This window comes from Paraburkholderia sp. EG286A (assembly GCF_040965375.1).
In the GTDB taxonomy this organism is placed as follows: domain Bacteria; phylum Pseudomonadota; class Gammaproteobacteria; order Burkholderiales; family Burkholderiaceae; genus Paraburkholderia.
In genome coordinates this window covers 227,038-252,125 of record NZ_JBFRCB010000007.1, presented here as the reverse complement: position 1 = coordinate 252,125, position 25,088 = coordinate 227,038, and the positions used below count along the sequence as shown (strand labels likewise).

The 25,088-nt window shown below is 66.1% G+C and carries 21 protein-coding genes; 12 read left to right on the top strand and 9 right to left on the bottom strand.

Features of this window, described 5'->3' with window-relative positions; genetic code table 11:
- Positions 1–32 precede the first annotated feature (32 nt).
- Positions 33–467: a hypothetical protein gene (locus tag AB4Y35_RS31045; RefSeq protein WP_368707413.1), complete on the bottom strand. Its 435-nt coding sequence runs from the start codon at positions 465–467 to the stop codon at positions 33–35.
- Here AB4Y35_RS31045 and AB4Y35_RS31040 point away from each other — a divergent pair.
- The 9 genes from AB4Y35_RS31040 to AB4Y35_RS31000 all read left to right on the top strand — a co-directional run bounded on the left by AB4Y35_RS31040 (position 460) and on the right by AB4Y35_RS31000 (position 11,993).
- Positions 460–2,367: a PAS domain S-box protein gene (locus AB4Y35_RS31040; RefSeq protein ID WP_368707412.1), complete on the top strand. Its 1,908-nt coding sequence runs from the start codon at positions 460–462 to the stop codon at positions 2,365–2,367. The two genes, AB4Y35_RS31045 and AB4Y35_RS31040, sit on opposite strands and share 8 nt — an antisense overlap.
- A 317-nt stretch (positions 2,368–2,684) precedes the next feature.
- A complete protein-coding gene (locus AB4Y35_RS31035; protein WP_368707411.1) occupies positions 2,685–3,626 on the top strand; it encodes a MurR/RpiR family transcriptional regulator in 942 nt (313 codons plus the stop codon).
- Positions 3,623–4,618 carry an isoaspartyl peptidase/L-asparaginase family protein gene (locus tag AB4Y35_RS31030; RefSeq protein ID WP_368707410.1) on the top strand — a complete coding sequence of 332 codons (996 nt, stop codon included), beginning with the start codon at positions 3,623–3,625 and terminating at the stop codon, positions 4,616–4,618. The genes AB4Y35_RS31035 and AB4Y35_RS31030 overlap by 4 nt, the downstream gene beginning before the upstream one ends.
- 47 nt (positions 4,619–4,665) lie before the next feature.
- Complete coding sequence (locus tag AB4Y35_RS31025) at positions 4,666–6,567, top strand: dipeptide ABC transporter ATP-binding protein (protein ID WP_368707550.1); 1,902 nt, start codon at positions 4,666–4,668, stop codon at positions 6,565–6,567.
- An 87-nt stretch (positions 6,568–6,654) separates the two neighbouring features.
- Complete coding sequence (gene gsiB / locus AB4Y35_RS31020) at positions 6,655–8,199, top strand: glutathione ABC transporter substrate-binding protein GsiB (RefSeq protein WP_368707409.1); 1,545 nt, start codon at positions 6,655–6,657, stop codon at positions 8,197–8,199.
- Positions 8,200–8,268: 69 nt separating this feature from the next.
- Entirely contained in the window at positions 8,269–9,189 is a 921-nt protein-coding gene (gene gsiC / locus AB4Y35_RS31015; protein WP_368707408.1) for a glutathione ABC transporter permease GsiC, read from the top strand.
- Between the two features lie 7 nt (positions 9,190–9,196).
- Positions 9,197–10,090, top strand: a complete 894-nt coding sequence (gene gsiD, locus AB4Y35_RS31010) for a glutathione ABC transporter permease GsiD (RefSeq protein ID WP_368707407.1) — start codon at positions 9,197–9,199, stop codon at positions 10,088–10,090.
- On the top strand, positions 10,087–11,163 hold the full coding sequence (locus AB4Y35_RS31005; RefSeq protein ID WP_368707406.1) for a P1 family peptidase: 1,077 nt from the start codon (positions 10,087–10,089) through the stop codon (positions 11,161–11,163). Before gsiD ends, AB4Y35_RS31005 begins: the two co-directional genes overlap by 4 nt.
- A complete protein-coding gene (locus AB4Y35_RS31000; protein WP_368707405.1) occupies positions 11,160–11,993 on the top strand; it encodes a M55 family metallopeptidase in 834 nt (277 codons plus the stop codon). Before AB4Y35_RS31005 ends, AB4Y35_RS31000 begins: the two co-directional genes overlap by 4 nt.
- A gap of 102 nt (positions 11,994–12,095) precedes the next feature.
- On the opposite strand, the gene glgX is transcribed toward AB4Y35_RS31000, so the two are convergent.
- The 4 genes from glgX to AB4Y35_RS30980 all read right to left on the bottom strand — a co-directional run bounded on the left by glgX (position 12,096) and on the right by AB4Y35_RS30980 (position 17,044).
- Positions 12,096–14,273, bottom strand: coding sequence for a glycogen debranching protein GlgX (glgX, locus tag AB4Y35_RS30995; RefSeq protein ID WP_368707404.1), 2,178 nt, complete (start codon positions 14,271–14,273; stop codon positions 12,096–12,098).
- 228 nt (positions 14,274–14,501) lie between these two features.
- Entirely contained in the window at positions 14,502–14,825 is a 324-nt protein-coding gene (locus AB4Y35_RS30990) for an antibiotic biosynthesis monooxygenase (RefSeq protein ID WP_069265901.1), read from the bottom strand.
- A gap of 124 nt (positions 14,826–14,949) precedes the next feature.
- A complete protein-coding gene (locus AB4Y35_RS30985) occupies positions 14,950–16,485 on the bottom strand; it encodes a methyl-accepting chemotaxis protein (RefSeq protein ID WP_368707403.1) in 1,536 nt (511 codons plus the stop codon).
- Positions 16,486–16,636: 151 nt separating this feature from the next.
- Positions 16,637–17,044, bottom strand: coding sequence for a DUF6632 domain-containing protein (locus tag AB4Y35_RS30980; RefSeq protein WP_368707402.1), 408 nt, complete (start codon positions 17,042–17,044; stop codon positions 16,637–16,639).
- Between the two features lie 318 nt (positions 17,045–17,362).
- On the opposite strand from AB4Y35_RS30980, the gene AB4Y35_RS30975 reads away from it, so the two are divergent.
- Positions 17,363–19,489 (top strand): TonB-dependent receptor, encoded by a 2,127-nt coding sequence (locus AB4Y35_RS30975; protein WP_368707549.1) that lies wholly within the window; start codon positions 17,363–17,365, stop codon positions 19,487–19,489.
- A gap of 13 nt (positions 19,490–19,502) precedes the next feature.
- On the opposite strand, the gene AB4Y35_RS30970 is transcribed toward AB4Y35_RS30975, so the two are convergent.
- Genes AB4Y35_RS30970 through AB4Y35_RS30955 form a run of 4 tightly spaced genes read right to left on the bottom strand, consistent with a single transcriptional unit; the run spans position 19,503 to position 22,974 of the window.
- Positions 19,503–20,672 (bottom strand): betaine/proline/choline family ABC transporter ATP-binding protein, encoded by a 1,170-nt coding sequence (locus AB4Y35_RS30970; protein ID WP_368707401.1) that lies wholly within the window; start codon positions 20,670–20,672, stop codon positions 19,503–19,505.
- Positions 20,669–21,322 (bottom strand): ABC transporter permease, encoded by a 654-nt coding sequence (locus AB4Y35_RS30965; RefSeq protein WP_158763271.1) that lies wholly within the window; start codon positions 21,320–21,322, stop codon positions 20,669–20,671. The genes AB4Y35_RS30970 and AB4Y35_RS30965 overlap by 4 nt, the downstream gene beginning before the upstream one ends.
- Positions 21,323–21,337: 15 nt before the next feature.
- On the bottom strand, positions 21,338–22,261 hold the full coding sequence (locus AB4Y35_RS30960) for a glycine betaine ABC transporter substrate-binding protein (protein WP_368707400.1): 924 nt from the start codon (positions 22,259–22,261) through the stop codon (positions 21,338–21,340).
- Positions 22,258–22,974, bottom strand: a complete 717-nt coding sequence (locus tag AB4Y35_RS30955; protein WP_368707399.1) for an ABC transporter permease — start codon at positions 22,972–22,974, stop codon at positions 22,258–22,260. Before AB4Y35_RS30955 ends, AB4Y35_RS30960 begins: the two co-directional genes overlap by 4 nt.
- Here AB4Y35_RS30955 and AB4Y35_RS30950 point away from each other — a divergent pair.
- The gene (locus tag AB4Y35_RS30950) at positions 22,973–23,284 is read left to right on the top strand and encodes a hypothetical protein (protein ID WP_368707398.1); all 312 of its coding nucleotides are present in this window, start codon (positions 22,973–22,975) and stop codon (positions 23,282–23,284) included. The genes AB4Y35_RS30955 and AB4Y35_RS30950 overlap by 2 nt on opposite strands.
- 617 nt (positions 23,285–23,901) lie before the next feature.
- Positions 23,902–24,924 (top strand): M23 family metallopeptidase, encoded by a 1,023-nt coding sequence (locus AB4Y35_RS30945; RefSeq protein ID WP_368707397.1) that lies wholly within the window; start codon positions 23,902–23,904, stop codon positions 24,922–24,924.
- Positions 24,925–25,088: the final 164 nt, after the last annotated feature.

The following is a 25,088-nucleotide window of genomic DNA, read 5'->3' as shown; positions in this document are numbered from 1 at the left end:
GGTGACACCGGAAGGGTGGAGCTTTGCCCTTTTTACGGCGGTGAAAAAGCGTTGCTGAAGTCGCCAGACATGTTTTTTTTGAGGGCTTGATCGATTTCGCAACACGTTAACCGGCCGGTTAAAAATGGCATGTATTTCGGATGGCGAAGCAATTTATCCGCAGTGAGATTTGAGGAGGGAAGATGCGCAACGCCCGCGTGGCCGGGCCACGCGAGCAGCACGGATATGACGGCCGTGGCGCTCGATGATTGCGCATCCACACGTATACCGAACGTTCGTGCGCTTAAATTGCGATTCCTGCATAAGGGAAATGCCTGGCGCGCAAGGCTAGCGCGATATGCGCGGTGCGCGCATTCCCGCGCTTCAGTTTTCGCTTGATCCGGCCGTAAACCCAGGTGAGGCGCGCCGGTGCGGAAAGCGCCACGCAAACCGTATCCGTCCTGCCGGGCCCCCCACACGATGATCACTGCTCCGCTTCCTCTGGATGAGGACGTCCGCCTTCGGGCGTTGCGGCAACTCGACATACTCGACACCGATCCCGAAGAGGCGTTCGAGCGCATCTCGCGGCTCGCCGCGTTCGCGTTCGACATGCCGATCGTGCTGATCTCGCTCGTGGACGAAGACCGCCAGTGGTTCAAGTCGCACCATGGGCTGGCCGCGTGTGAAACGCCGCGCAGCGTGTCGTTCTGTGCCCACGCCGTGCTGAGCAAGCGCATGCTCGTGGTGGAAGACGCGCTCGACGACGAGCGCTTTCTCGACAATCCGCTCGTCACGGGCGCGCCGAACATCCGCTTCTACGCGGGTTCGCCGCTGTGCCTCGCCGACGGCCAGGTGGTCGGCACGCTGTGCCTGATCGACGAAAAGCCACGCACGTTCGACGCGGCCCAGGCCGCCGTGCTCGCCGATTTCGCGCACCTCGTCGAACGCGAGCTGGAATTGCGCCGGCAGTTGAACCGCTCGCGCGCGGCGCACGAGCGCGACCGCCGTTCGCTCGCCATCAGCGAGGCGCGCTTTCGGACCGTGTTCCAGCAAACGCCGATCGGCAAGGCCGTGGTCGATCTCGACGGCCGTTTTCTCGACGTGAACCAGAAGTTCTCGGAGATCATCGGCTACGAGGAGAACGAGTTGCGCCGCCGCACGTTCGCCTCGGTCACGCACCCGGCCGACATCGCCGCCGATCTCGCGCAGGTGGCCGAACTGCTCGCGGGCCGCCAGGCCACGTATGCGATCGAGAAGCGCTATCTGCGGCCCGACGGCCAGGCCGTGTGGGTCAATCTCGCGGTGTCGCTCGTGCGCGACGTGTCGGGTACGCCGCTGCATTTCATCGCGGCGGTGCAGGACATTACGAGCCGCAAGAAGAGCGAAGAGGCATTGCGCAACTATCACGTCGAGCTCGAAGAGCGCGTTCGCGAACGCACGGGCGAACTGCGGCGCAGCCGCGACGCGCTGCAAACCATCACCGACAACGTGCCGGCGCTGATCGCCGTGGTCGATCGCGATCTGAACTACCAGTTCAACAACGAGACGTTCAAGCGCGTGTTCGGCGCGGAGCCGGCGGCGCTGCGCGGGCGCAGCCTGAGCGAGACGCTGCGCCCCGAAGTGTTCGAGCAGTTGCAGCCGCTCTTCGCACGCGCGCTGGCCGGTGAGCGCGTGACCTGCGACGAGGTGCGCTATCGGGCCGATGCCGACCGCGTTTGGTCTGCCACCTACATTCCGGCCAGGCGCGAAGGCAAGGTGACGGGCTTCTACGTGATGGCGCACGACGTGACCGAGCAGCGCCGTACCGAGCAACTCTTGCGCGAGGGCGCACTGATCGACCCGCTCACGGGGCTCGCGAACCGGCGCGCGCTGGAGGAGACGCTGTGCGAACTGCGCGCGAGCGGTGAGCCCTTCGCGCTCTTCTTCATGGACATGGATGGCTTCAAGTCCATCAACGACCGCTACGGCCACGACGTGGGCGACGCCTTGCTCAGGGAGGTCGCGCGCAGGCTCGTCGCCACCGTGCGCACGGGCGACGTGGTGAGCCGTCTCGGCGGCGACGAATTCGTGGTGGCGAGCCGCGGCGTGAGCGACGCGCGCACCGGCGAGCGCATCGCGGCGGCCATGTGCCGTGAAGTGTCGAAGGCGTTCGTCGTCGCGGGCCGCGTGATCGAGACGAGCGCGAGCGTGGGCGTCGTGCTGACTGGCGTGACAGGCGCGGCCGGCGTGGTGGACGCAACGAGCGCGATGCTCTCGGTCGAAGCCGGGAACAGGGCGCTGGCCGACGATCCGCTGTGTCTCGCCGATGCGGCCATGTACGAAGCGAAGCGCGCGGGGCGCAATACGTGGCGCGTGGCGCCGGGCGCTGAAGCGATGGCGGCGTCGTAAAGCTGCGCACGCCGTTTTCATGTGACTGATTCGATTGCCGCTGGCGTCTGGCTGGCGGCAAGTACCGCGCTACTCTCCACGCGCTGCCGCGCCCCTTGTCTCGCCTGCGGGCGACCTGTCTTTCCGGCTTCCCCCCTCCAAAATCCAGCAACGTATTCGAGGCGCACAGTTTCGCGCCTCGTTGTGCTCGATCAAGCTAATTTTCCCCTCGCTATGCTCGAATAGGGTAAACCCAGGGCGCGATGAAAATAAATTTTCACTAAGATCCGCCCATGTAATTTCATTTACGGCTGTGCCGTCCCAACTCCCGCTCACGCATGTCAACCCGATCGTCAACTCACGACACGCCCGAAGCCGAGATCGTCGCGCGCATCACCGCCGCGATGCCCGTTCTCACACCGGGCCACCGGCGCATGGCCGAGTACGTGCTCGCGAACCTGTTCCACGCCGCGACCATGCGCATCGACGAACTCGCGGACGCGGTGGGCGCTTCGGTGGCCACGGCCAACCGCTTCGCGCGCTCGCTCGGCTTCGACGGCTATCCACAGTTTCGCGAGGCGCTCGTGCGCGGCTTCGAGGCCACGCTCGCGCCGGTCGAGCGGCTGCGCAGCGCGCAGGAATCGCCGACCAGCGGCGCCGAGCTGTTCGGCGCCTCGCTGGAGCAGGCCGAGTCGAACCTGCGTTTGTCGCGCCAGTCGATCGACAGCGCAGCGGCCGCCGCAGCCGTGGACGCGATTCTCTCGGCGCGCCGCGTCTACATAATCGGCTCGGGCACGAGCGCGTTTCTCGCCGGGCTCATGGAGAACGCGCTGCTGCCGTACCTGGACAACGTGCAGGCGCTCGCCTCGGTCGGCGGCGCCACGCATTCGGCGCGCAGGCTGCTTGGCGCGAACAAGGACGATCTGGTGATCGGCATCGCGTTTCCGCGCTACGTGGACGACACGATCAAGCTCTCGCGCCACGCCGCGAAGCTGGGGGCGCGCGTGCTCGCGCTGACCGACAGCATCGACTCGCCGCTCGCGCGCTTCGCCGATCTCACGCTGCTGATCCGCTCCGAGCGTCGCCTCGCGGCGAACTCGGAAGCCGCGGTGCTGGCCGTCATCGAAGCGCTGTGCGACGCCGTGGCGTTGCGCGCGAAGGATTCCGTCGTCGCCGCGGCGGCCATCACCGAATCGGTGCTGCCGTGGCTCAGTTCGACCTCGGCGCAGGCGCCTGCCGCGCCTGCGGCCCCGTCTTCCCCAACGAAAAAGAAGTCATGAAATCGAACGCAGTCATTGCCATTCACGGCGGCGCCGGCACGATCCTGCGCGCTTCGATGGCGCCCGAAGTCGAAGCCCGCTATCTCGACGCGCTGAGCGGCATTCTCGCGGCTGGCCAGCGCATCCTGGCCGAAGGCGGCAGCGCGCTCGACGCCGTCGAGGAAGCGGTGCGCCTGCTCGAAGACTGTCCGCTCTTCAACGCGGGCCACGGCGCGGTGTTCACGTCCGCGGGCACGCATGAACTCGACGCCTCGATCATGGACGGCCGCTCGCTCGAAGCGGGCGCCGTGTGCTGCGTGACGCGCGTGCGCAATCCGGTGCTGGCGGCACGCCGCGTGCTCGAAAAGAGCGAGCACGTGCTGTTCACGGGCGAAGGCGCGGAAGCGTTTGCGGCGGCCCAGGGCCTCGAATTCGTCGATCCCGGCTATTTCCACACCGATGCGCGCTACCGCCAGTGGCAGCTCGCCCGCGGCGAAGCGCGCGCGATGCTCGATCACGATGGGGCAACGCTCGAAGCGAAGGCGGCAGCAAACGCATCGGCAGACAGCTTGCCGCACGAGCCGATCGACCCGAATCGCAAGTTCGGCACGGTGGGCGCAGTGGCGCTCGACGCACACGGCCACCTCGCGGCGGCGACTTCGACGGGCGGCATCACGAACAAGCAGGTGGGCCGCGTAGGCGACGCGCCGCTGATCGGCGCGGGCTGCTATGCCGACGACGCCACCTGCGCGGTGTCCACCACGGGATCGGGCGAAATGTTCATGCGCATGGTCGCGGCCTACGACGTGGCGGCGCAAATGAAATATCGCGGTGTTTCGCTCTCCGAAGCCGCCACGAATGTCGTAATGGAGCAGTTGCCGCGCATCGACGGCCGCGGCGGCCTGATCGCCGTGGACGCACAAGGCAACGTGGTCCTGCCGTTCAACACGGAAGGCATGTATCGCGGCTACGCGCGCGTGGGCGAAGCGCCCGTTGCGTCGATCTACGCTTAAGCGGCGCATCGTTTTGCGCACCAAACGAAGGAATCCTCATCGTGCCGATGTCCTCGCACTCTCCTGATAGCGCGCCGGCCGGCGAACAGGCCGCGCTGCCGCCGAACCGCGTGATCGACGTCCGTAACCTTTCCGTGTCGTTCAGGCGCGGCGCGGGCACGTTCGAAGCCGTGCGCAATCTGTCGTTCCACGTCGACCGGGGCGAGACGCTCGCCATCGTCGGCGAATCGGGCTCGGGCAAATCGGTCACGTCGCTTTCGCTGATGCGGCTCGTCGAGCACGGCGGCGGCGGCATAACGGGCGGCCGCATCGACCTGCGCCGCCGCAACGGCAGCGTGCTCGATCTCACGCGTGCCAGTGCCTCGACCATGCGCTCGGTGCGCGGCGCGGACATCGCGATGATCTTCCAGGAGCCGATGACCTCGCTGAATCCGGTGTTCACGGTAGGCAACCAGATCAGCGAGGCGATCGCGCTGCATCAGCAGATGAACGCCGCGCAGGCGCGCGCCGAAACGCTGCGCCTGCTCGACCTCGTGCGCATTCCCGAGGCGCGCCGCGTGATGGACCGCTTCCCGCATCAGCTTTCGGGCGGCATGCGCCAGCGCGTGATGATTGCGATGGCGCTCTCGTGCAAGCCTGCGCTCCTCATCGCCGACGAGCCGACCACGGCGCTCGACGTGACGATCCAGGCGCAGATCCTGCAGTTGATTCGCGACCTGCAGGACGAGATGGATATGGGCGTGGTCTTCATCACGCACGACATGGGCGTGGTGGCCGAAGTGGCGGACCGCATCCTCGTGATGTATCGCGGGGAAAAGGTGGAAGAGGGCGCATCCGACGCGCTGTTCGCCGCGCCTTCGCATCGCTACACGCAGGCGTTGCTCGCCGCCGTGCCGAAGCTCGGCGCGATGCAGGGCACCGACTCGCCGGAGAAGTTTCCGCTGCTGTCGATGAGCGAGGCGGCGCGCCCCGTCGCAACGTCAACGCTCCCGGCGAACGCGCCGAAAACGCACGCGGCGCCGGTCCTGCGCGTGCGCGACCTCGTCACGCGCTTCCCCGTGCGCAGCGGTTTGTTCGGCAAGGTCACGGGCCGCGTACATGCGGTCGAAAAAGTCAGCTTCGATCTTCACGCCGGCGAAACGCTCGCGCTGGTGGGCGAGTCCGGTTGCGGCAAATCGACCACGGGCCGCTCGCTGCTGCGGCTCGTCGAGAGCCAGAGCGGCACGATCGAATTCGGCGGCCGGAATATCAGCACCCTCACGGGCCCCGCGCTGCAGACGTTGCGCCGCGATATCCAGTTCATTTTCCAGGACCCGTTCGCCTCGCTCAACCCGCGTCTCACGGTGGGCTTCTCGATCATGGAGCCGCTGCTCGTGCACGGCATCGCGAAGGGCGCAGAGGCGCAGGCGCGCGTGGAGTGGCTGCTCGATCGCGTGGGCTTGCCGAAGTCGGCGGCGGGCCGCTATCCGCACGAATTCTCGGGCGGCCAGCGTCAGCGCATCGCCATCGCGCGGGCGCTGTCGATGAACCCGAAAGTCGTGATCGCCGACGAATCGGTGTCCGCGCTCGACGTTTCCGTGCAGGCGCAGATCGTCAACCTGATGCTCGACCTGCAGCAGGAGCTGGGCGTGGCGTATCTCTTCATCTCGCACGATATGGCCGTGGTGGAGCGTGTGAGCCATCGCGTCGCGGTGATGTATCTCGGGCAGATCGTCGAGATCGGCCCGCGCCGCGCCGTGTTCGAGAACCCGCAGCACGCCTATACGAAGAAGCTCATGGGCGCGGTGCCGATTGCCGATCCGGCGCGCCGCCACGCGAAGCGCGTGCTCGCCGCCGACGAACTGCCGAGCCCGATTCGCGCAACCGGCGACGAGCCGCAGGTCCTGCCGCTCGTGGCGGTCGGCCCCGGTCACTTCGTTGCGAAGCATCGGGTGGGCGGCGCTTACTGAGCCCGCCGCCATGCCACGCAATCGTTCGCTGTCCAGCTGGAATATTTCGCCGAGTCGTCAAGATTCATTGCTATGGAGACCTGATTGATGAAAGATGTCAAAACATGGATGAAGGGCAGCGCGCTCGCACTCGCGCTGATCGCGGGCGCGCCTGCCGTACAAGCCGCCGGACAGCGCGCGGTGATGGCCGTCGATTCGACCTTCTCGACGCTCGACCCGTACGACGCCAATGACACGCTATCGCAGGCGGTGTCGAAGTCGTTCTACCAGGGCCTGTTCGGTTTCGACAAGGACCTCAAGCTCACCAACGTGCTCGCCACGAGCTATGAAGTGAGCGGCGACGGCCTCGTCTATACCTTCAAGCTGCGCGAGGGCGTGAAATTCCAGGACGGCACCGACTTCAACGCGGCGGCGGTGAAGGCGAACTTCGACCGCGTGACGGACCCGGCGAATCACCTGAAGCGCTACAACATGTTCCGCCGCATCGCGAAGACCGAAGTGGTCGATCCGTACACGGTGAAGGTCACGCTCAATGCGCCGTTCTCGGCATTCGTGAACGTGCTCGCCCACCCCTCGGCGGTGATGATCTCGCCTGCGGCCATGAAGAAGTGGGGCAAGGACATCGGCCTGCATCCGGTGGGCACGGGCCCGTTCGCATTCGTGAAGTGGGACCCGGCCGGCGACCTCGTCGTGCACAAGTTCGACGGCTACTGGAAGAAGGGCTACCCGAAGATCGACGAGATCGACTGGAAGCCGGTGGCCGACAACAACACGCGCGCGGCGCTCATGCGCACCGGCGAAGCGGACTTCGCCTTCCGCATTCCGTTCGAGCAGGCGAGCGCGTTCCAGTCGAACCCGAAGGTGGACCTGATCGCCACGCCCTCGATCATCCAGCGCTACATCAGCCTGAACACGGCGAAGAAGCCGTTCGACAACCCGCTCGTGCGCCAGGCGCTGAACTACGCGATCAACAAGGACGCGCTGGCGAAGGTAGCGTTCGGCGGCTATGCGCTGCCTTCGGACGGCGTGCTGCCGCAAGGCGTGGACTACTCGGTCAAGCTCGGCCCCTGGCCGTACGATCCGGCCAGGGCGCGCGAACTGCTCAAGCAGGCCGGTTACCCGAACGGCTTCGAAACGACGCTGTGGTCGGCGTATAACAACTCGACCGCGCAAAAGGCCATTCAGTTCGTGCAGCAGCAGCTCGCGCAGGTGGGCGTGAAGGCCAACGTCGAAGCGCTCGAAACGGGCACCGCGGTCGCGCGCGTGGAAAGCGCGCAGGACCCGGCAACGGCGGGCGTGCGCATGTATTACATCGGCTGGTCGTCGTCCACGGGCGAGGCGGACTGGGGCATCTCGCCGCTGCTCGCTTCGGCATCGTGGCCGCCGAGGCTCATGAACACGGCGTACTACAAGAACCCGGCGGTCGACGAGGACCTCGCGAAGGCGCTCGAAACGACGGACCGCGCGCAAAAGACGGCGCTCTACGCCGATGCGCAAAAGCGTATCTGGGCCGACGCCCCGTGGGTGTTCCTCGTGAAGGAGAAGGTCGTGTACGCCCGCAGCAAGCGCCTGGCCGGCGCGTATGTGGCGCCGGACGGCTCGTTCAACTTCGACGAGATCTCGATTCGCTAATGCGTTGCGCGCCGTGCCGGAACGCTTGAGTCCGGCGCGGCGCGCACGCCCCGATGCAGTAACGCGCTCATGCTGAATTTCATTGTCAAACGCTCGCTGGGTCTGCTGCCGACGCTCCTGATCGTCGCGGTCCTCGTGTTCCTGTTCGTGCACCTGCTGCCGGGCGACCCGGCGCGCCTCGCGGCCGGTCCCGAAGCGGACGACGCCACGGTCGCGCTCGTGCGCACCGACCTCGGTCTCGACCGGCCGCTGCCGCAGCAGTTCCTCCACTTCTTCGTGCGCATCGCTCATGGCGACTTCGGTGTCTCCATGCGCAGCAAGCGCCCGGTCGTCACCGAAATCGGCGAGCGCTTCATGCCCACGCTGCTGCTCACGCTCACCAGCATGGTCTGGGCCGTGGTGTTCGGCATGGCGATCGGCATCGTTTCGGCCGTGTGGCGCAATCGCTGGCCCGATCGCATCGGCATGGCGCTCGCGGTGTCGGGCATTTCGTTTCCGGCGTTCGCGCTCGGCATGGCGCTCATGGAGCTGTTCTCGGTGCACCTGGGCTGGCTGCCCGTGGTGAGCGACGGTTCGTGGCGCAGCTACGTGCTGCCGTCGGTCACGCTCGGCGCGGCCGTGGCGGCGGTGATGGCGCGCTTCACGCGGGCGTCGTTCGTCGAGGTGCTCAACGAGGACTTCGTGCGCACGGCGCGCGCGAAGGGCGTGGCCGAGCAATGGGTGGTGATCAAGCATTGCCTGCGCAACGCGATGATTCCGGTCGTCACGATGATGGGCCTGCAGTTCGGCTTCCTGCTGGGCGGCTCGATCGTCGTGGAGGTGGTGTTCAACTGGCCGGGCCTCGGGCGGCTGCTCGTCGATTCGGTTGTGATGCGCGATTACCCCGTGATTCAGGCAGAAGTGCTGTTGTTCTCGCTCGAGTTCATCGTCATCAATCTGATCGTGGACGTGCTGTACGCGGTCATCAATCCGACCATTCGATTCAGGTGAGCCCGCCATGAGCACGACCCTAAACGAAGCCGTACGCGCGGAGGACGAAGCGATCCGCACGCCGTGGCGCGAATTCTGGCGCAAGTTCCGCAAGCAGCAAGTCGCGCTCGGCGCGGGCGCATTCGTGCTGCTGCTGGTGGTGATCGCGGTGTTCGCGCCGCATCTCGTGCCTTACGATCCGGAAAATTACTTCGACTACGACTCGCTCAACGCGGGTCCCTCGGCGGCCCACTGGTTCGGCGTGGACGCGCTGGGCCGCGATATCTTCAGCCGCATTCTCGCGGGCACGCGCATCTCGCTCGCGGCGGGCTTTCTTTCGGTGGCGCTGGGCGCCGTGGTCGGCACGTTCTTCGGCCTGCTCGCGGGCTACTACGAAGGCTGGTGGGACCGCATCACCATGCGGGTGGCCGACGTGCTGTTCGCATTCCCAGGTATTCTGCTCGCCATCGGCGTGGTCGCGATCCTCGGCAACGGCATGATCAACGTGGTCTGTGCGGTGGCGGTGTTCAGCATTCCGGCGTTTGCGCGGCTCGTGCGCGGCAACACGCTCATGCTCAAGCACCTCACGTATGTCGAGGCCGCGCGCAGTATTGGCGCTTCGGACTGGACGATCATCATGCGCCATATTCTGCCGGGCACCGTGTCGTCCGTGATCGTGTATCTGACCATGCGGATCGGCACGTCGATCATCACGGCGGCAAGCCTGTCGTTCATCGGCCTCGGCGCGCAGCCGCCCACGCCGGAGTGGGGCGCCATGCTCAACGAGGCGCGCGCCGATATGGTGACGGCGCCGCATATCGCGCTGTTCCCGAGCCTTGCCATCTTCCTCACCGTGCTCGCGTTCAATCTGCTGGGCGACGGCTTGCGCGACGCACTCGACCCGAAGCTGGACCGCGCATGAGCATCGATCGTGGAGAGACCGCGCCGCATGTCGGCACACTGGCGAGCGGCGCGACGGGAACGATTGCCGACGTCAGCGGCGTGCGTGTCGGCCATTGCACGCTCGATGCGGGCGAGGTGCAAACCGGCGTGACCGTGCTGCTGCCGCATGGCGGCGACCTGTTTCGCGAGAAGGTGCCGGCGGGCGCCTGTGTGATCAACGGATTCGGCAAGAGCATCGGGCTCATGCAGCTCGAAGAGCTGGGCGTGCTCGAAACGCCGGTCGCACTGAGCAACACGTTCGCGGTGGGCACGCTCGCCCAGGCGCAGATTCGCGCAGCGGTCGCGGCGAATCCGCAAATCGGGCGCGGCCTGCCGACCGTCAATCCGGTCGTGTTCGAGTGCAACGACGGCTATCTGAACGATATCCAGGCGCTGGCGGTGCATGAGGCGCACTATCTCGCGGCCTGCGCGGCGGCGAGCGCCGACTTCGCGCGTGGCAGCGCAGGCGCGGGTCGTGGCATGTCGAGCTTCGACCTGAAGGGCGGCATCGGCACGGCGTCGCGCGTGGTGCAGGCGGCGGGCGCGCAGTACACCGTGGGCGCGCTCGTGCTGGCGAACTTTGGCCGCGTGCCGATGCTGACGATCGGCGGCGTGCCCGTGGGGCGCGAGCTGGCGGCGCGCGCGGCGTCCAGGCGCTCAGCGCAGGAGCCCGAGAAGGGCTCGATCATCATGCTGATCGCCACGGACGCGCCGCTCGACGCGCGGCAGCTTCGGCGCGTTGCGCTGCGCGCGGCGGCGGGTCTCGCGCGCACGGGGTCCGTCTATGGGCACGGCAGCGGCGATATCGCCATGGCGTTCAGCACCGCATACACGTTGGCGCACGACGCGCCGACCCACGCGTTGCCGCCCCTGCTCGCCGACTCGCAGCTCGATCCGCTGTTTCAGGCGAGCGTCGATGGCGTCGAGCAGGCGATTCTCGACGCCTTGTGGAGCGCGAGCACCGTGCACGGCCGCGACGGCCACGTGCGTCTCGCGCTGCGCGACGCGGCGCCCGATCTCGCCGATCTGCTTTCAGGCGGGGCGCAAGCATGAAGGTCCTCATTTCGGTCGATATCGAAGGCATCGGCGGCGTCTTCAGCGTTCAGCAAACGCGCGCAGGAAACGCCGAGTACGAGCAGGCGCGCCGCTGGATGACGCTCGAAGCGAACGCGGCCGTGGAAGGCGCGTTTTCGGGCGGCGCGAGCGAGGTGTGGGTCAATGACTCGCATGGCGGCTTCAACAACCTGCTGCTCGACGAGATCCACGCGCGCGCACGCGTGATACTCGGCAAGCCGCGCATGCTCGGCATGATGGCAGGCCTCGAGCACCGGCCCGCGCTCGTGTTCATGATCGGCTATCACGCCATGGCGCAAAGCCGCGGCATGCTCGCGCACACCATCAACAGCTTTGCGTTCGCGCGCGTGCTCGTCGATGGCGTGGCGACGGGCGAGGCGGGGCTGTATGGCGCGCTCTCGCAGGAATACGGCGCACGCGTGGCGCTGCTCAGCGGTGACGATGTATTCGAAGGCGAAACGCGGCCCGCTTTTCCCGATGCGAAGTTCGTGGTCGTGAAGCGCGCCGGCGGCCACGCGAGCGGCGACCTGCTGACGCCCGCCGCGAGCCGCGAACGGATCCGCGAAGCGGCGCGCGAAGCGGCCGGGCAGGTCGCGCGCGACGGCGCTTGGTGGGACCGCGCGTGTGCCGTGCCTCGCGTGCGCACGTGCGAGCTGCATACGCAGACCAGTGCGCTGGCCGATCTCTTTGCGCAGTGGCCCGGTGTCGAGCGCACGGCGGGCTGCGTGATCCGGTTCGTGGCGCCAACCGCCGAGGCCCTCGTGCGCACGCTCAATAGCCTGTCGGCGATGTCGGCGGTGCTGCGATGAGGCGGCCGCTGTTCTCCGTATTGTGCAACTAACTGTCGGGCCCGCCACGCGTCAAACAACGGATCGGTGGCTTCGCCTCCAATCCGCGAAAAAGCCTGTCGCTCACCCCGTGAGGTCTTCCTCCAGCCGGTCGAACACCCGCTGCGTCGCGCCACGCGCGTGCAGCGCGAACAGCAGCAGCGAACGGCCCGTCACCTGGTAGATATCACCCGCCTCGAATTCGGGCAGTTCGTCGCGCACGGGCATGTTCGTGTCGATGAGGCAGCTCCACTGATCGTTGCCCGGTACGGAGGGCAGCGTGAATTCCACCACGTCGTGATAGGCGTTGAACACGATGAGCATGGTCGCATCCGAGGCGAGGCGCATGATGCCGCTCGTCTGCGATCGTCCATCGATCAGCATGCCGAAACAACGCATGGCCGAATCGTCCCACTGCTCCTGCGCGAGCGGTACGCCGGCGGGCGAGAGCCATTCGACGTCGGTGACGTCGAGCGTGGCGTTGTGCTCGCCGATGAGAAACCGGTTGCGTCGCAGCACCGGCAGCGCATGGCGCAGCGCGGTGAGCTTGCGCACGAAGTCGGCGAGCGCGCGGCCCGTGTCGTCGATGCCCTCCCAGTCCACCCAGCTCACGTCGTTGTCCTGGCAATATGCGTTGTTGTTGCCGCGCTGCGTGCGGCCGAACTCGTCGCCTGCGAGCAGCATCGGCGTGCCCTGCGAGAGCAGCAGCGTGGCGAGGAAGTTGCGCTTCTGGCGCTCGCGCAGCGCGCGGATCTCGGGGTCGTCGGTCGGGCCTTCCGCGCCGCAGTTCCACGAGAGATTGTCGCCGTGGCCGTCGCGGTTGTCTTCGCCGTTGGCTTCGTTGTGACGGTCGTTGTATGAAACGAGATCGTTCAGCGTGAAGCCGTCGTGCGCGGTGACGAAGTTCACGCTCGACCATGGCCGCCGCCCGCGCCGGTTGAAGCTGTCGCCCGAGGCGCACAGGCGCGTGGCGAGCTCGGGCGCCTTGCCCTCGTCGCCTTTCCACCAGGCGCGCGTGGTGTCGCGAAAGCGGTCGTTCCATTCCATCCAGCCGGGCGGGAAGCCGCCCACCTGGTAGCCGCCCGGCCCGCAGTCCCACGGCTCGGCAATCAGCTTCACGCTCGCGAGAATCGGGTCCTGGCGGCAGCTGTCGAGAAAGCCGCCGCCTTCGTCGAAGCCGTAGGGCTCGCGCCCGAGGATCGTCGCGAGGTCGAAGCGAAAACCGTCCACGCCCATTTCGAGCACCCAGTAGCGCAGGCTGTCCGTGACCATCTGCAGCACGCGCGGGTGCGAGAGGTTGAGCGTATTGCCCGTGCCGGTGTCGTTGATGTAGTAGCGCCGGTCTTCGGGTAGCCGGTAGTACGAAGCATTGTCGATGCCGCGAAACGAGAGCGTGGGACCGAGTTCGCTGCCTTCGGCCGTGTGGTTGTACACCACGTCGAGTATCACTTCGAGACCCGCCTGGTGCAGACGGTCCACCATGTTCTTGAACTCGTCGATCGAGCCGTGCGCGCCCACCGAGTAGCGCGGGTCCGGCGCGAAGAAGCCGATGGTGTTGTAGCCCCAGTAGTTCGTGAGACCGCGTTCGAGCAGGTGCGAGTCGTTCACGAAGGTATGGATGGGCAGCAGTTCCACGGATGTCACACCGAGCCCGCGGATATATTCGAGCACCGGCGTCTGCGCGAGCCCGGCGAAGGTGCCGCGCTCTTCGTGCGGCACGTCGGGATGGCGGATCGTGAAGCCGCGCACATGCGTTTCGTAAATGATCGTGCGCTCGCGCGGCACACGCTCGCGCATCGGGTGGTGCCATGTGAAGCCCTGATCGACCACGCGGCAGCGCGGCACATAGCGCGCGCTGTCTCGCGTGTCGAACGAGAGATCGCCGTCGGGGCTGCCGATCGTGTAGCCGAACACGGCGGGATGCCAGCGCAGCGCGCCCACGTGCGCCTTCGCATACGGATCGAGCAACAGCTTGTGCGGATTGAAGCGATGGCCCGCCTGCGGCTCGTACGGCCCATGCACGCGATACCCGTAGATGGCGCCCGGTTCGAGTTCGGGCAGATAGACGTGCCACACCTCGTCGGTGTATTCGGGCAACTCGATGCGTTCGAGTTCGCGCAGGCCGCTCTTGTCGAACAGACACAACTCGACCTTGGTAGCGTTCGCGGAGAAGAGCGCGAAGTTCACGCCGCGGCCGTTCCAGGTGGCGCCGAGTGGGAACGGCTGGCCTTCTACGATGCGGGTAGCGGTTTTTTTCTTCATGGGCTCGTCGGTTGGGGACGCGATGGCGCGCGCCGCCAACACCGTTGCGCGCGAGGGCGGGGGCTTGAATCAAGCAAGCTTTGGGCCTGAGCGCCAAACGCAGGGGGAAGACGAGGGGAGAGGGGCCGGATGCGCGGGGCACCGCGGTGGTGCGCGCTGCGAGCGTGTAGCTTTGGCGCAGCGCGTGCACAGAATTACCGATTCTTTTGATGACTTCGCGTGCAGCGCCTACTTCACGGTTTGCACGACTTCGAAGCCTTCGAACTCGGGATGGCTCAAATAGACCGGACGGTTTGCACCGCCCGCGTTGCCCGCGTTCCGGTGCGCCGCGCGAAAGGCGTCGGAGCGCGTCCAGTCTTCGAAGTGCGCGTGGCTCGCCCAGATCGTGTGGCTCGCGTAGAGCACATGGTCTTCGCGCTGCGGGCCTTTGAGCAGATGAAATTCGATGAAGCCGGGCACTTGCTTCAAGTGCGTGTCGCGCGTGGCCCAGACTTCCTCGAATGCGGCCTCGGAGCCCGGCGCGACCTTGAAGCGGTTCATGGCGATATACATGCGGCGTTCCTCTTCGCGTACGGAAAATCGATTCGCAAGGCGGCGGGTGACTGCGGCCGCCGCTGCTTCGAGTTCCGATTATAAGAGGCCGTGAAAGCGCCTGCGCCGCGTCGGTCCATCGCCCTCAGGCCACGCGGAACACCTGCACGGTGCCGGCAAGCTTCGTGGATTGCGTGTCGAGCGCCTGGGCCGCGGCGGTCACCTGCTCGACGAGCGCCGCGTTTTGCTGCGTGACTTCGTCCATTTGCGTGACGGCGGTGTCGACCTGTTCGATGCCGCTTTGCTGCTGCTCCGAGGCGGAGGCGATCTCGTTCATGATGGCGGTCACGCGCTGCACCGATGTGTGCAGCTCGGCCATCGTCGCGCCCGCCGTGGAAACGAGTTCCGTGCCGTGCGAAACGGTGGCCACCGAATTCGTGATGAGGTCCTTGATCTCCTTGGCCGCCGCGGCCGAGCGTTGCGCGAGCGAACGCACCTCGCTCGCGACCACGGCGAAGCCGCGGCCTTGCTCGCCCGCGCGCGCCGCCTCGACGGCCGCGTTGAGCGCGAGGATATTGGTCTGGAACGCGATGCCTTCGATGATGGCCGTGATCTCCGAGATCTTGTGCGAACTGCCTTCGATCTCGCTCATCGTGCTCACCACGTCCTGCACGACATCGCTGCCGCGCGACGCCACGTTGGCCGCCGTTTGCGCGAGCGTGCTGCCCTGGCGGGCGTTGTCGGTGTTCTGCTTCACCGCCGACGTCAGCTCGTTCATGCTCGCGGCCGTTTCCTGGAGAGACGCGGCCTGTTCCTCGGTACGCGCCGAGAGGTCGATCATGCCCGCCGCGATCTGCCGCGTGGCCACCGAAACCGATTCGCTGCCGGAGCGCACGGCGCCCGTGACGGAGCCCAGTTCCTTGCGGGTCTTTTCGATGTTTTCCAGCAGCAGGCCCATTTCGTCGCGGCGCTGCGCGCGCACGGCCTGGCTCAGATTGCCCGAGGAGATTTCATCGAGGCTCTTGAGCGCGTAATTGAGGGGCTCCATGATCGCGCGGCGCAGCATCATCCAGCCGAGGCCCGCGCCGAGCAGGCCGAGCACGACCATGGCGGCGCTCACGCCCGAGAACAGATGGAAATTTGCTTCGGCTTCCTCATAACGCACCTTCGCGTTGTTGTAGAGGTGCTTCTTGACCTCGTTGTTCGCGGCGCTCATGGCGCTGTAGAGGTCGGAGAGCTGCGTCATCGCGATGTTGTCGGCGCTGGCCTTGTCGCCCGATTCGAGCGCCTTCGTGAAGTCCGACACCGCGTTGCGCATGGCGGTGCGCCGCTCGGTGGTCGCCGCGATGAGCGGCAGCTCGTCGCTCTCGTGCGGCATCTGCGTGAACTTCGTCCACCACTCGTCGGAGTTCTTGAAGAAGCCGGCGGCGCGCTGCAGCTGGTCGGGGACCGAGGGCGCGTCGGGGTGCAGCGCCACACGGTCGAGCACGAGGCGCGTGCGCGCGATATAGATTTCCGCGTTGTCGATGGCCGTGGATTCGGCGAGCTTGTTGCGATAGGTGTCGCGGTTGGCGCTATTGGCCTTTTCGGTGCTGATGAAGCCGAGAACGCCGGAAACCGTGAGCAGGAGGGCGAGAAGCGCGAACGTGAGGGCGATGCGCGCCCGAATGGTGAGTGTCATGCGTCGGTACCGTTTTGACCAGGGGCAACGCAAGCGGGGCGGCCCATCTCTGCGGGCGGCCGCCGACGGGCGTCACCTTACATATCGACAGCTGACGGCTGGGGTTTAGGGTGAAACCCTGAGATTTTTAAGAAACTACAGAATTTTTTGATCAGGCCCCTGTCACCACGGCCGGAGCACGGGCGCTCGCGCGGCGCGGCGTGAGCACGGCCAGCACGGCGGCGACGATGAAGAGGGCGGGCACGTCGCCGAGCAGATGGCCGAGATGGCCGGGCGACGCCAGCGACTGGACCGTCATGATCGCGCCGTGCACGACGCTCGACCACACCGTGAACCAGATCAGGCTCAGATGCTCGAGCGGCCGGCGCGCGGCGCGCATGAGGAACACGCCCAGCGTGGCGTAGATGCCGACGATCATCAGCGGGTAGTCAGAGTGGCCCGAGTGCCAGGTCCAGCCGGACGGCCAGAGCACCATCAGCGGGTAGATCGCGAAGGTGGCAATCGCGCCGACCGCGTACAGGGCGATGGAGAGGCTTTTGAGCCGGATCGAGTCGTCCATGGCGCACTCCGTTGGGTCCGTCTGACAGTATGGGGAATATGCGCGCACGCGGTGCCTCGCGCAAGTCTCCTGCAACTAGCGCGCGAGTTCGTGCGTTTTCACGGCGTGATCGGCGACGTTTGCCGCAACGCCGCGCGCGCATGGGGATTGTGAGCTGAAAGCCATCCGTCAAAATCTCCTTCCCAATTAGTAATGTTATAACGTAACATTCGCGACGAGCTGCAGCCACAACTCCTGCGCGGCGTGCGTCCACCCTGGGCCCCGGACGTTCGCCGCGCATCACTCCAACGACGCAAACAAGAAACCATCGTGGCGACCATTCCTTTTACGTCCTTGTCCGCGCTGCTGGCGGGGCTGCGCTTCGCGCGCGTCCTGCCGCTCGCTCCCTTGCCGCTCGCGCTCTGCGGTGCGCTGGCTCATGCCCAATCGCCGACTACGAACGATGCCAATGCGGTGGCTGGCGACACCCAGCAGGGCGCAACAACGCTCGCGCCGGTATTCGTCACCGCGAACCCGCTCGGCAACACGGCCCTCACGGCGCCCTCCACCGCGCTCTACGGTGACGCGCTCGTCCTGCGCCGCGCCAACTCGCTCGGCGAAACGCTCAACGGGCTGCCGGGCGTTTCCACCACGACCTACGGCCCCATGGTCGGGCGTCCGATCATTCGCGGCATGGACGGCGACCGCATCCGCCTGCTGCAGAACGGCGTCGCCGCGTTCGACGCTTCGTCGCTGTCGTACGACCACGCGGTGCCGCAGGACCCGCTCTCGATCGAGCGCGTCGAGATCGTGCGCGGTCCGGCCGCGCTGCTGTACGGCGGCAATGCGATCGGCGGCGTGGTCAACACGATCGACAACCGCATTCCGCGCGAGCCGGTTTCGGGCGTCACCGGCGCGGTGGACGCGAGCTACGGCGGGGCGAACGACGCACGCGCGGGCGCGGCGCAGGTGGAAGGCGGCAACGGCGGCTTCGCCTTCCACGTGGACGCCTTCGCCCGCGACACGAGCGACCAGCGCATTCCCGGCTACGCGCACTCGGCGCAGCAACGCGCGCTGGACGGTCCCGATGCCGAAGAACCCTACGGCAGCATCCCGAACAGCGACGGCCGCTGGCACGGCGGTGCGGTCGGCTCCTCGTACACCTGGGCCGACGGCTACGCGGGCATCTCGTACAACGGCTTCGACGCGAACTACGGCTCCGTGGCCGAAGACGACGTGCGCCTGCGCATGCATCAGGACCACGTGGCGCTCGCTTCCGAAGTGCGCAACCTGCAGGGGCCGATCAGCCAGCTCAAGTTCGATTTCGGTTATACGGACTACGAACATCGCGAGATCGACAACGGCGAAACGAGTACGACGTTCCGCAATCACGGCTACGAAGCGCGCCTGGAAGCGCGCCACGCGAAACTCGGGCCGCTGGAGGGCGCCTTCGGCGTGCAGGTGAGCCAGAACACCTTCTCGGCGCTGGGCGACGAGGCGCTCGTGCCGACCACGCAAACCACCAATGTCGCGCTGTTCGGTCTGGAAGAATGGAATGTGACGCCGGCGCTGAAGCTGAGTCTGGGCGCGCGCATCGAGCATGTGAAGCTCGATCCGGTGGCGGGTGAAGACGGCACGAAGTTCGCGGGCGTGCAGGCGCGCGACTTCAACGCGGGCAGCCTCTCGGCGGGCGCGCTCTACACGCTCACGCCGGTGTGGTCGGTGGTCGGCAACGTGGCGTACACCGAGCGCGCGCCGACCTTCTACGAGCTCTACGCAAACGGCCCCCACGACGCAACCGGCCAGTATTTGATCGGCAACCCCGACGCGCAGAAGGAAAAGGCCGTATCCACGGATCTTTCGCTGCGCTACGCGAGCGGCCCGAACAAGGCGAGCGCGGGCGTGTTCTACAGCCGTTTTCGCAATTACCTCACCGAGTACAACACGGGCCGTCTCGTGGACGACGACGACACGCCCGTGCCCGCCGGCACCGCGGATGCGCTCAACGAGGCCGTCTATCGCGGCGTGCCCGCGGAATTTTATGGTGTGGAACTGGAAGGGCGCTGGCGCGTGCTGGAGCGCGGCGCGCATCGGCTCGATATCGGCCTGGCCGCCGACTACACGCACGCGCGCAACGTAGATACGGGCGCGCCGCTGCCGCGCATTGCGCCGTTGCGGGCGACGCTGAACGCCGATTACGGCTACGGCCCGTTCGGCGCGCACGGCGAACTCGTGCATGCGTGGGCGCAAAACCGCGTGCCTGAAGACGATTTGCCGACCGCCGGCTACACCACGATCGCGCTGGCGCTCACCTACAAATTCCATGTGGGCGCAACGAACTGGCTCGCATACGTGCGCGGCGACAATCTCACGAATCAGGACGTGCGCTATGCCAGTTCCGTGGTGCGCGACATCGCGCCCGAGGGCGGGCGCAGTGTCATGGTCGGATTGCGCACCACGTTCTAGCGCGTCAAGCCGCTCACACGGCGGCAGCCGCCGGCCGCACCGCCGCGCTCGGCGGCTGTCCGGTCTGCTGCCGCGAGCGGCCCGAACTCAGATAGTCGGCGATCGAATCCTGCGTGATCTCGCCCACGTAGGCGCCCTCGGCGTCGAGCACCGGCATCCACGAGGCGCGGAACTGGTACATCTTCGAGAGCACGATGCGCAGGTTGTCGTCGACCGACACGGTGGCGGGGAAGGGCGTGATGCGATCGCCGCACGCGCCTTCGGCCCCGCGCGCGGCGCGGCGCGCCACGAAGCCGAGCGCATGCTGCGCGTCGTCGAGCACGGTGAGGTAGCGCGAGTCGCTTTCGTCCATCGCGGCGAACGCGTGCGAGAGCGGCGTTTCGGCACGCGCCGTTTCGGGCTGCGTGGCGGCGTCGCCCGCCTTCACGAGCAACAGGCGCTTGAGCGTGCTGTCCTGGCCCACGAACTGCGCGACGAAGTCGTCATGCGGGCGCGCGAGCAGCGTATCGGGATGGTCGTACTGCACGAGCCTGCCGCGCCGGAACACCGCGATGCGGTCGCCCAGCTTGATCGCCTCGTCGATATCGTGGCTCACCATGATGACGGTCTTCTTCAGTTGCCGCTGCATCTGGAAGAACTCGTTCTGGATGGCCTCGCGATTGATCGGATCGACCGCGCCGAACGGCTCGTCCATGAGCAGCACGGGCGGGTCGGCGGCCAGCGCGCGAATCACGCCGATGCGTTGCTGCTGGCCGCCCGAAAGCTCGCGCGGATAGCGCTTCAAATACAGCTTCGGGTCGAGCGCGACCATCGACATCAGTTCCGCCGCGCGTTCGGCGCAGCGCTTCTTGTCCCAGCCGAGCAGGCGCGGCACGACGGTGATGTTCTCCGCGATCGTCATGTTCGGAAACAGGCCGATCTGCTGGATCACATAGCCGATACGGCGGCGCAGGTCCACTTCGTTCAGGCCCGTGGTGTCCTCGCCGTTGATGAGCACACGGCCCGAGGTCGGCTCGATCAGCCGGTTGATCATCTTGAGCGTGGTGGTCTTGCCGCAGCCCGAGGGGCCGAGGAACACGCAGATCTCGCCTTCGGCCACCGAAAGGCTCACCGAATCGACGGCGCGCACGGCCTGGCCGTCTTTCTGCGTGAAGGTCTTCGTCAGTTGGTCGAGTTCGATCATGTCTTCTGTACTCCTTTCGGTGTCAATGCGCGCTGCAGCATCTGCAACAACAGGTCGGCGACGATCGCGAGCACGCTCACGAGCACGGCGCCCACGAGCAGCTTCATCATGCTGCTCTGGCCAATGGCGCGAATGATCAGCGTGCCGAGGCCGCCCGCGCCGATCACGGCGGCAATGGTCATCACGCCGATGTTCATTACGACCGCCGTGCGCACGCCCGCGAGAATCACGGGCACGGCCAGCGGCAAATCGACGAGACGCAGCCGCTGCCACGACGTCATGCCGATGCCGGTGCCGGCCTCCTTGATGCCCGCGTCGACGTTGCGCAGCGCGAGGTAGGTGTTGCGCATGATGGGCAGCAGCGAGTAGAGGAACACTGCCGTGATGGCGGGCACCGCGCCGATGCCCTGGCCAAAGCGCGAGAACACCGGAATCATCAGGCCGAACAGCGCGATGGAGGGCAGCGTGAGGATGATGGTCGCCAGTCCCAGCAGCGGCGCCGCGAGCCAGTCGTGGCGGCTGATGAGCACGCCGAGCGGCACGCCCGCGACGATCGCGCAGCCCACGGCGATGCCCACGAGGTAGAGATGCTGGAGCGTGAGCTGCAGCAGCTCGGGCCAGCTCGAAGCGAGATAGTCGAATACGTTCATATGGCCTGGCCTCCTTCAGGGGAGCGCATGCGTGCGCAGGAACTCCGCCGCCACCTGCTGGGCGGGTTTGCCGTCCAGATCCACGGCCTTGTTCATGTCTTGCATCACGTCGTTGTTGAGGGCGGCGGACAGCGCGTTGAGCTGCGCGGCCAGTTTGGGATTGCGCTCCAGCACTTCCTTGCGCACCACGGGCGTGGCGTTGTACGGCGGGAAGAAGTGCTTGTCGTCTTCGAGCGGCACGATGCCGAAGCCCTTCACGCGGCCATCGGTCGTGTAGACGAGGCCGATCTTCAGCTGGTTGTTATGCAGCGCCGTGTAGACGAGACCGGGGTCCATCTGCTTCATCTGCGAGCGGTGAAAGCTCATGCCGTAGGTGGCGAGCAGCGGCTTGAGACCGTCCGGACGATTCGCGAATTCGGCGTCCATGCCGAACACGTAACGCTTCGCGTCGGGGTCCGTCTTCAACCTTTGCGCAAGCTGCGAGACGGTGGTGATGCCGGTTTCCTCGGCGAATTTGCTTGGCAGACCGATTGCATAGGTGTCGTTGAGCGGCGAGGCGTTGAGCCAGACGAGACCGCGCGGCGCATCGAGCGCCTTCACGCGCTCGTACATCGCTTCGGGCGCAAGCTTTTCCGTCAGCTTGTCGTAGACGAGTGCCGCCGTGCCCGTGTAGTCCCATACGAGGTCGAACTGGCCGTTCTCGAGCGCGCTGCGCATGAGCGTGCTGCCGAGGCCGGAGCGCACCTCCACGGTATAGCCGCGCGAGCGCAGGTATTGCGCGGTGACTTCGGCGAGCACGTATTGCTCGGTGAAGTTCTTCGCGCCGAGTACGAGCTTGGGTTGCGCGAACGCGGGCGTGGCGGCGGCAACGAGCGCCGTGCCGATCACCCAGGCCCGAACGAAGCGGCGCAGGGATTTGAGGGGGGATGCGAACATCATGCGAGCCCTCCGTGACGCGAGAGCCACTGATGGCTGCCGGCGGCGACCACGCCGTCGAGTACGAGCGCGAGCGCGGCCGTGAACGCGGCGCCGAGCAGCAGCAAGGGCTGATCGTTCAGATAGATGCCGGGGAAAATGAGCGAGCCGAGGCTGTCCGCGCCGATCAGATAAGCGAGCGGCGCCGTGCCCACGTTGATGGCGAGCGCGGTGCGCACGCCGCCCACGATGATGGGCAGCGCACCCGGCAATTCCACGCGCGTGAGCGATTGCCAGCCCGTCATGCCGATGCCGCGCGCGGCTTCGCGCAATGCGGCTGGCACGTTCTTCACGCCCTCATACGTATTGCGCGTGATGGGCAGCAGGGACGCGAGAAAGAGCGCGACGATGGCGGGAATGTCGCCGATGCCGAACACGCCGAGCGCAATGGCGAGCACCGCGAGCGACGGAATTGTGTTGCCCACGTTGAAGATCTGCATGAAGCGTTCGGCCTGGCGCGCGAAGCGCGGCCGGCTGAGCAGCACGCCGGCGGGCACGCCGACCACGATGGCGAGCGCCATCGAATAGCCGACGAGCAGCAGGTGCCGCCCGGTGTAGTAAGCGAGGTCGCCTGCGTGGCTTTGCCACGTATCGGCGCCGATGGCGCGCGAGAGGGCCCACGCGATGACGGCAAGGGCGATCAGGCTGCCCGCGAGCAGGGCAGAGCGTCGAGTCATGAAGGTACGCCTCCTTGTTTTTGTGCCGCGCGGCGCAACGCTGCGCAGCGGGGACGCCCATGAGGATGCTCAAGGCGCCGCGAAGGAAGTTCGTGATCCCGGCATGGCCGCGATTGGAACCGACGAAAACAACGGACAGAAAATCGGGCAAAAGCGCGGGCAAAAACGCGGACAAAAACCAGTCCGCCCGCGCACGATGGCGACGTGGCCGCAGTGGTATGAACGCGCTTTTATGGCGTTCTTCTGGTTATCATGTTCAGCTCAACGGCACCGAGCAGATCGATGCGCGCTGGAGCAGGAAACCGCCTGATGACGGCTTGGATGCGGCGGCTTTGAACCGCTACGCGAGGGCCGGAGGCCCATTTGAACGGCGCTTGCGACACAGCGGCCCTTTAGCGTGGACCGGGTATCTCAATGCGCACGAGAACGACTTCGTTGTGATCGAAACGAGATGAGTATAGATCATTCGATTAGGTGCGTCTACCTTGGGGAACGATCGCGAGTTGACGTATAACAGGTCGGGTTGCATTCGGCATGTCATTTCGGGAAATTAATCAGTTATCCGGATAAAAAAATTTCGGTAGCATTTCCCGTTTTTTAAAAGTGACAGAAAGTGACGTACAGGTACGCGTTTTCTGCATCGTGGGCTTTAGCAAGCGGCGTTCCCGGCACTGCATCGAGGCACTGCGGCAGAATGTTCCGCTCTTTGTGCGATCTTAAGTTTCGTTTAAGAAAGGCCATTTAATTTGAAGCGCTTCGCATCATCGATGCTCGCCGGTTCAACGATGCGGCCATCGATCTCACTTCCGATTTCACCTCGAGAAGCGCGGCACGCGTGCGCGTTTCTCTGCTCTGCAATTCGTCATTCGATTCATGGCTTTTCGTGCAATAGCGGCCTCCCCGGGCCTCGCGGGGAAACTCATCGTTGTGTCAGCAATCGGTTTGACGAGCGCCGCGTGGCTCGCCCATCGACATGCGAACGTTGCTACCGACGATCCGCTTGCCGACGCGGCGACGATGACGCCCGTGGCGCCGGCGCGGGATGCGGCGTCGCAGGCGGCGGCCAGCGCGGCGCCCGCGAGCGCAAGCGCGCCGGCGTTTCGCGTGGAGACCGCCGTGGTCGAGCACAGCTTCTCCGAGGCGGCCCAGCGTCTCGGGGTGGATGCGGCGACGACAGCGAGGCTGGCGCGCGCCTTCTCGGGCCGGCTCGATTTCCGGCGCGATCTGCAACGCGGCAGCGAAATACGCTTCGTGTTTCGCGATGACAAAGACGGTGCGAACGGCGCGAGCGTAGCAAATGATGCAAGCGACGTGAGCGCTGCGAATGCCGGTGCAGCGCCACAGAACACAGCATCTTCAGACGACACGCCGGTCGCGATCCGCATCTCGAACGGCAACGTCTCGCACGATCTCTTTCTGTACCGGAACCTCGCGGGCAAGGCGTTCTACTATTCGGCCGACGGTCATGCCGCCGCGCCATCGTTCCTGCGCTATCCCGTGAAGTTCTCGCGCGTGTCTTCGCATTTCTCGATGCGACGGCTCGATCCGGTCACGCATCGCGTGCAGCCGCACGAAGGCGTCGATCTCGCGGCGCCCGTCGGCACGCCCGTTCACGCGACCGCGCGCGGCACCGTGACGTTCGCCGGCTGGCAGACGGGCTACGGCAAGGTCGTGAAGCTCGAGAACTTCGGCCCTTACTCCACGACCTTCGCCCATCTTTCGCGCTTTGCGAAGCACTTGAAGGTCGGGCAGACGGTGAGCAAGGGGCAGGTGATCGGGTACGTGGGCGCGACGGGTTGGGCGACGGGTCCGCATCTGCACTATGAGGTGCACGTGGATCAGGTCGCGCAGGATCCGCTTACCGTCGACTTGCCGCATCGCGACCCCTTGCAGGGCGAGGACAAGCAGCGTTTCGCGCAGCAGGTCGCGCTCATCGACCCGCTGCTTTAGGCGCAACGCGCGAAAGGCTGCCGCAAGGAAGCCCGCAATGGCCTGTGCTGCGCCGCAGGCACGATTTGCCGATTTTCGATAACACGTCGATTAATGACTCAATAGCATGGTTCCACTCAACCGAGGCGGCCAGGGCCGGCCGCCCGGGCCACCCAGAGGGAGAA

Bases quoted from the DNA above. Each gene is read 5' to 3' on its own strand.
- AB4Y35_RS31040 (WP_368707412.1), top strand. From the start codon at position 460: ATGATCACTGCTCCGCTTCCTCTGGATGAGGACGTCCGCCTTCGGGCG.
- AB4Y35_RS31035 (WP_368707411.1), top strand. From the start codon at position 2,685: ATGTCAACCCGATCGTCAACTCACGACACGCCCGAAGCCGAGATCGTC.
- AB4Y35_RS31030 (WP_368707410.1), top strand. From the start codon at position 3,623: ATGAAATCGAACGCAGTCATTGCCATTCACGGCGGCGCCGGCACGATC.
- AB4Y35_RS31025 (WP_368707550.1), top strand. From the start codon at position 4,666: ATGTCCTCGCACTCTCCTGATAGCGCGCCGGCCGGCGAACAGGCCGCG.
- gsiB (WP_368707409.1), top strand. From the start codon at position 6,655: ATGAAAGATGTCAAAACATGGATGAAGGGCAGCGCGCTCGCACTCGCG.
- gsiC (WP_368707408.1), top strand. From the start codon at position 8,269: ATGCTGAATTTCATTGTCAAACGCTCGCTGGGTCTGCTGCCGACGCTC.
- gsiD (WP_368707407.1), top strand. From the start codon at position 9,197: ATGAGCACGACCCTAAACGAAGCCGTACGCGCGGAGGACGAAGCGATC.
- AB4Y35_RS31005 (WP_368707406.1), top strand. From the start codon at position 10,087: ATGAGCATCGATCGTGGAGAGACCGCGCCGCATGTCGGCACACTGGCG.
- AB4Y35_RS31000 (WP_368707405.1), top strand. From the start codon at position 11,160: ATGAAGGTCCTCATTTCGGTCGATATCGAAGGCATCGGCGGCGTCTTC.
- glgX (WP_368707404.1), bottom strand. From the start codon at position 14,273: ATGAAGAAAAAAACCGCTACCCGCATCGTAGAAGGCCAGCCGTTCCCA.
- AB4Y35_RS30990 (WP_069265901.1), bottom strand. From the start codon at position 14,825: ATGTATATCGCCATGAACCGCTTCAAGGTCGCGCCGGGCTCCGAGGCC.
- AB4Y35_RS30985 (WP_368707403.1), bottom strand. From the start codon at position 16,485: ATGACACTCACCATTCGGGCGCGCATCGCCCTCACGTTCGCGCTTCTC.
- AB4Y35_RS30980 (WP_368707402.1), bottom strand. From the start codon at position 17,044: ATGGACGACTCGATCCGGCTCAAAAGCCTCTCCATCGCCCTGTACGCG.
- AB4Y35_RS30970 (WP_368707401.1), bottom strand. From the start codon at position 20,672: ATGATCGAACTCGACCAACTGACGAAGACCTTCACGCAGAAAGACGGC.
- AB4Y35_RS30965 (WP_158763271.1), bottom strand. From the start codon at position 21,322: ATGAACGTATTCGACTATCTCGCTTCGAGCTGGCCCGAGCTGCTGCAG.
- AB4Y35_RS30960 (WP_368707400.1), bottom strand. From the start codon at position 22,261: ATGATGTTCGCATCCCCCCTCAAATCCCTGCGCCGCTTCGTTCGGGCC.
- AB4Y35_RS30950 (WP_368707398.1), top strand. From the start codon at position 22,973: ATGAAGGTACGCCTCCTTGTTTTTGTGCCGCGCGGCGCAACGCTGCGC.
- AB4Y35_RS30955 (WP_368707399.1), bottom strand. From the start codon at position 22,974: ATGACTCGACGCTCTGCCCTGCTCGCGGGCAGCCTGATCGCCCTTGCC.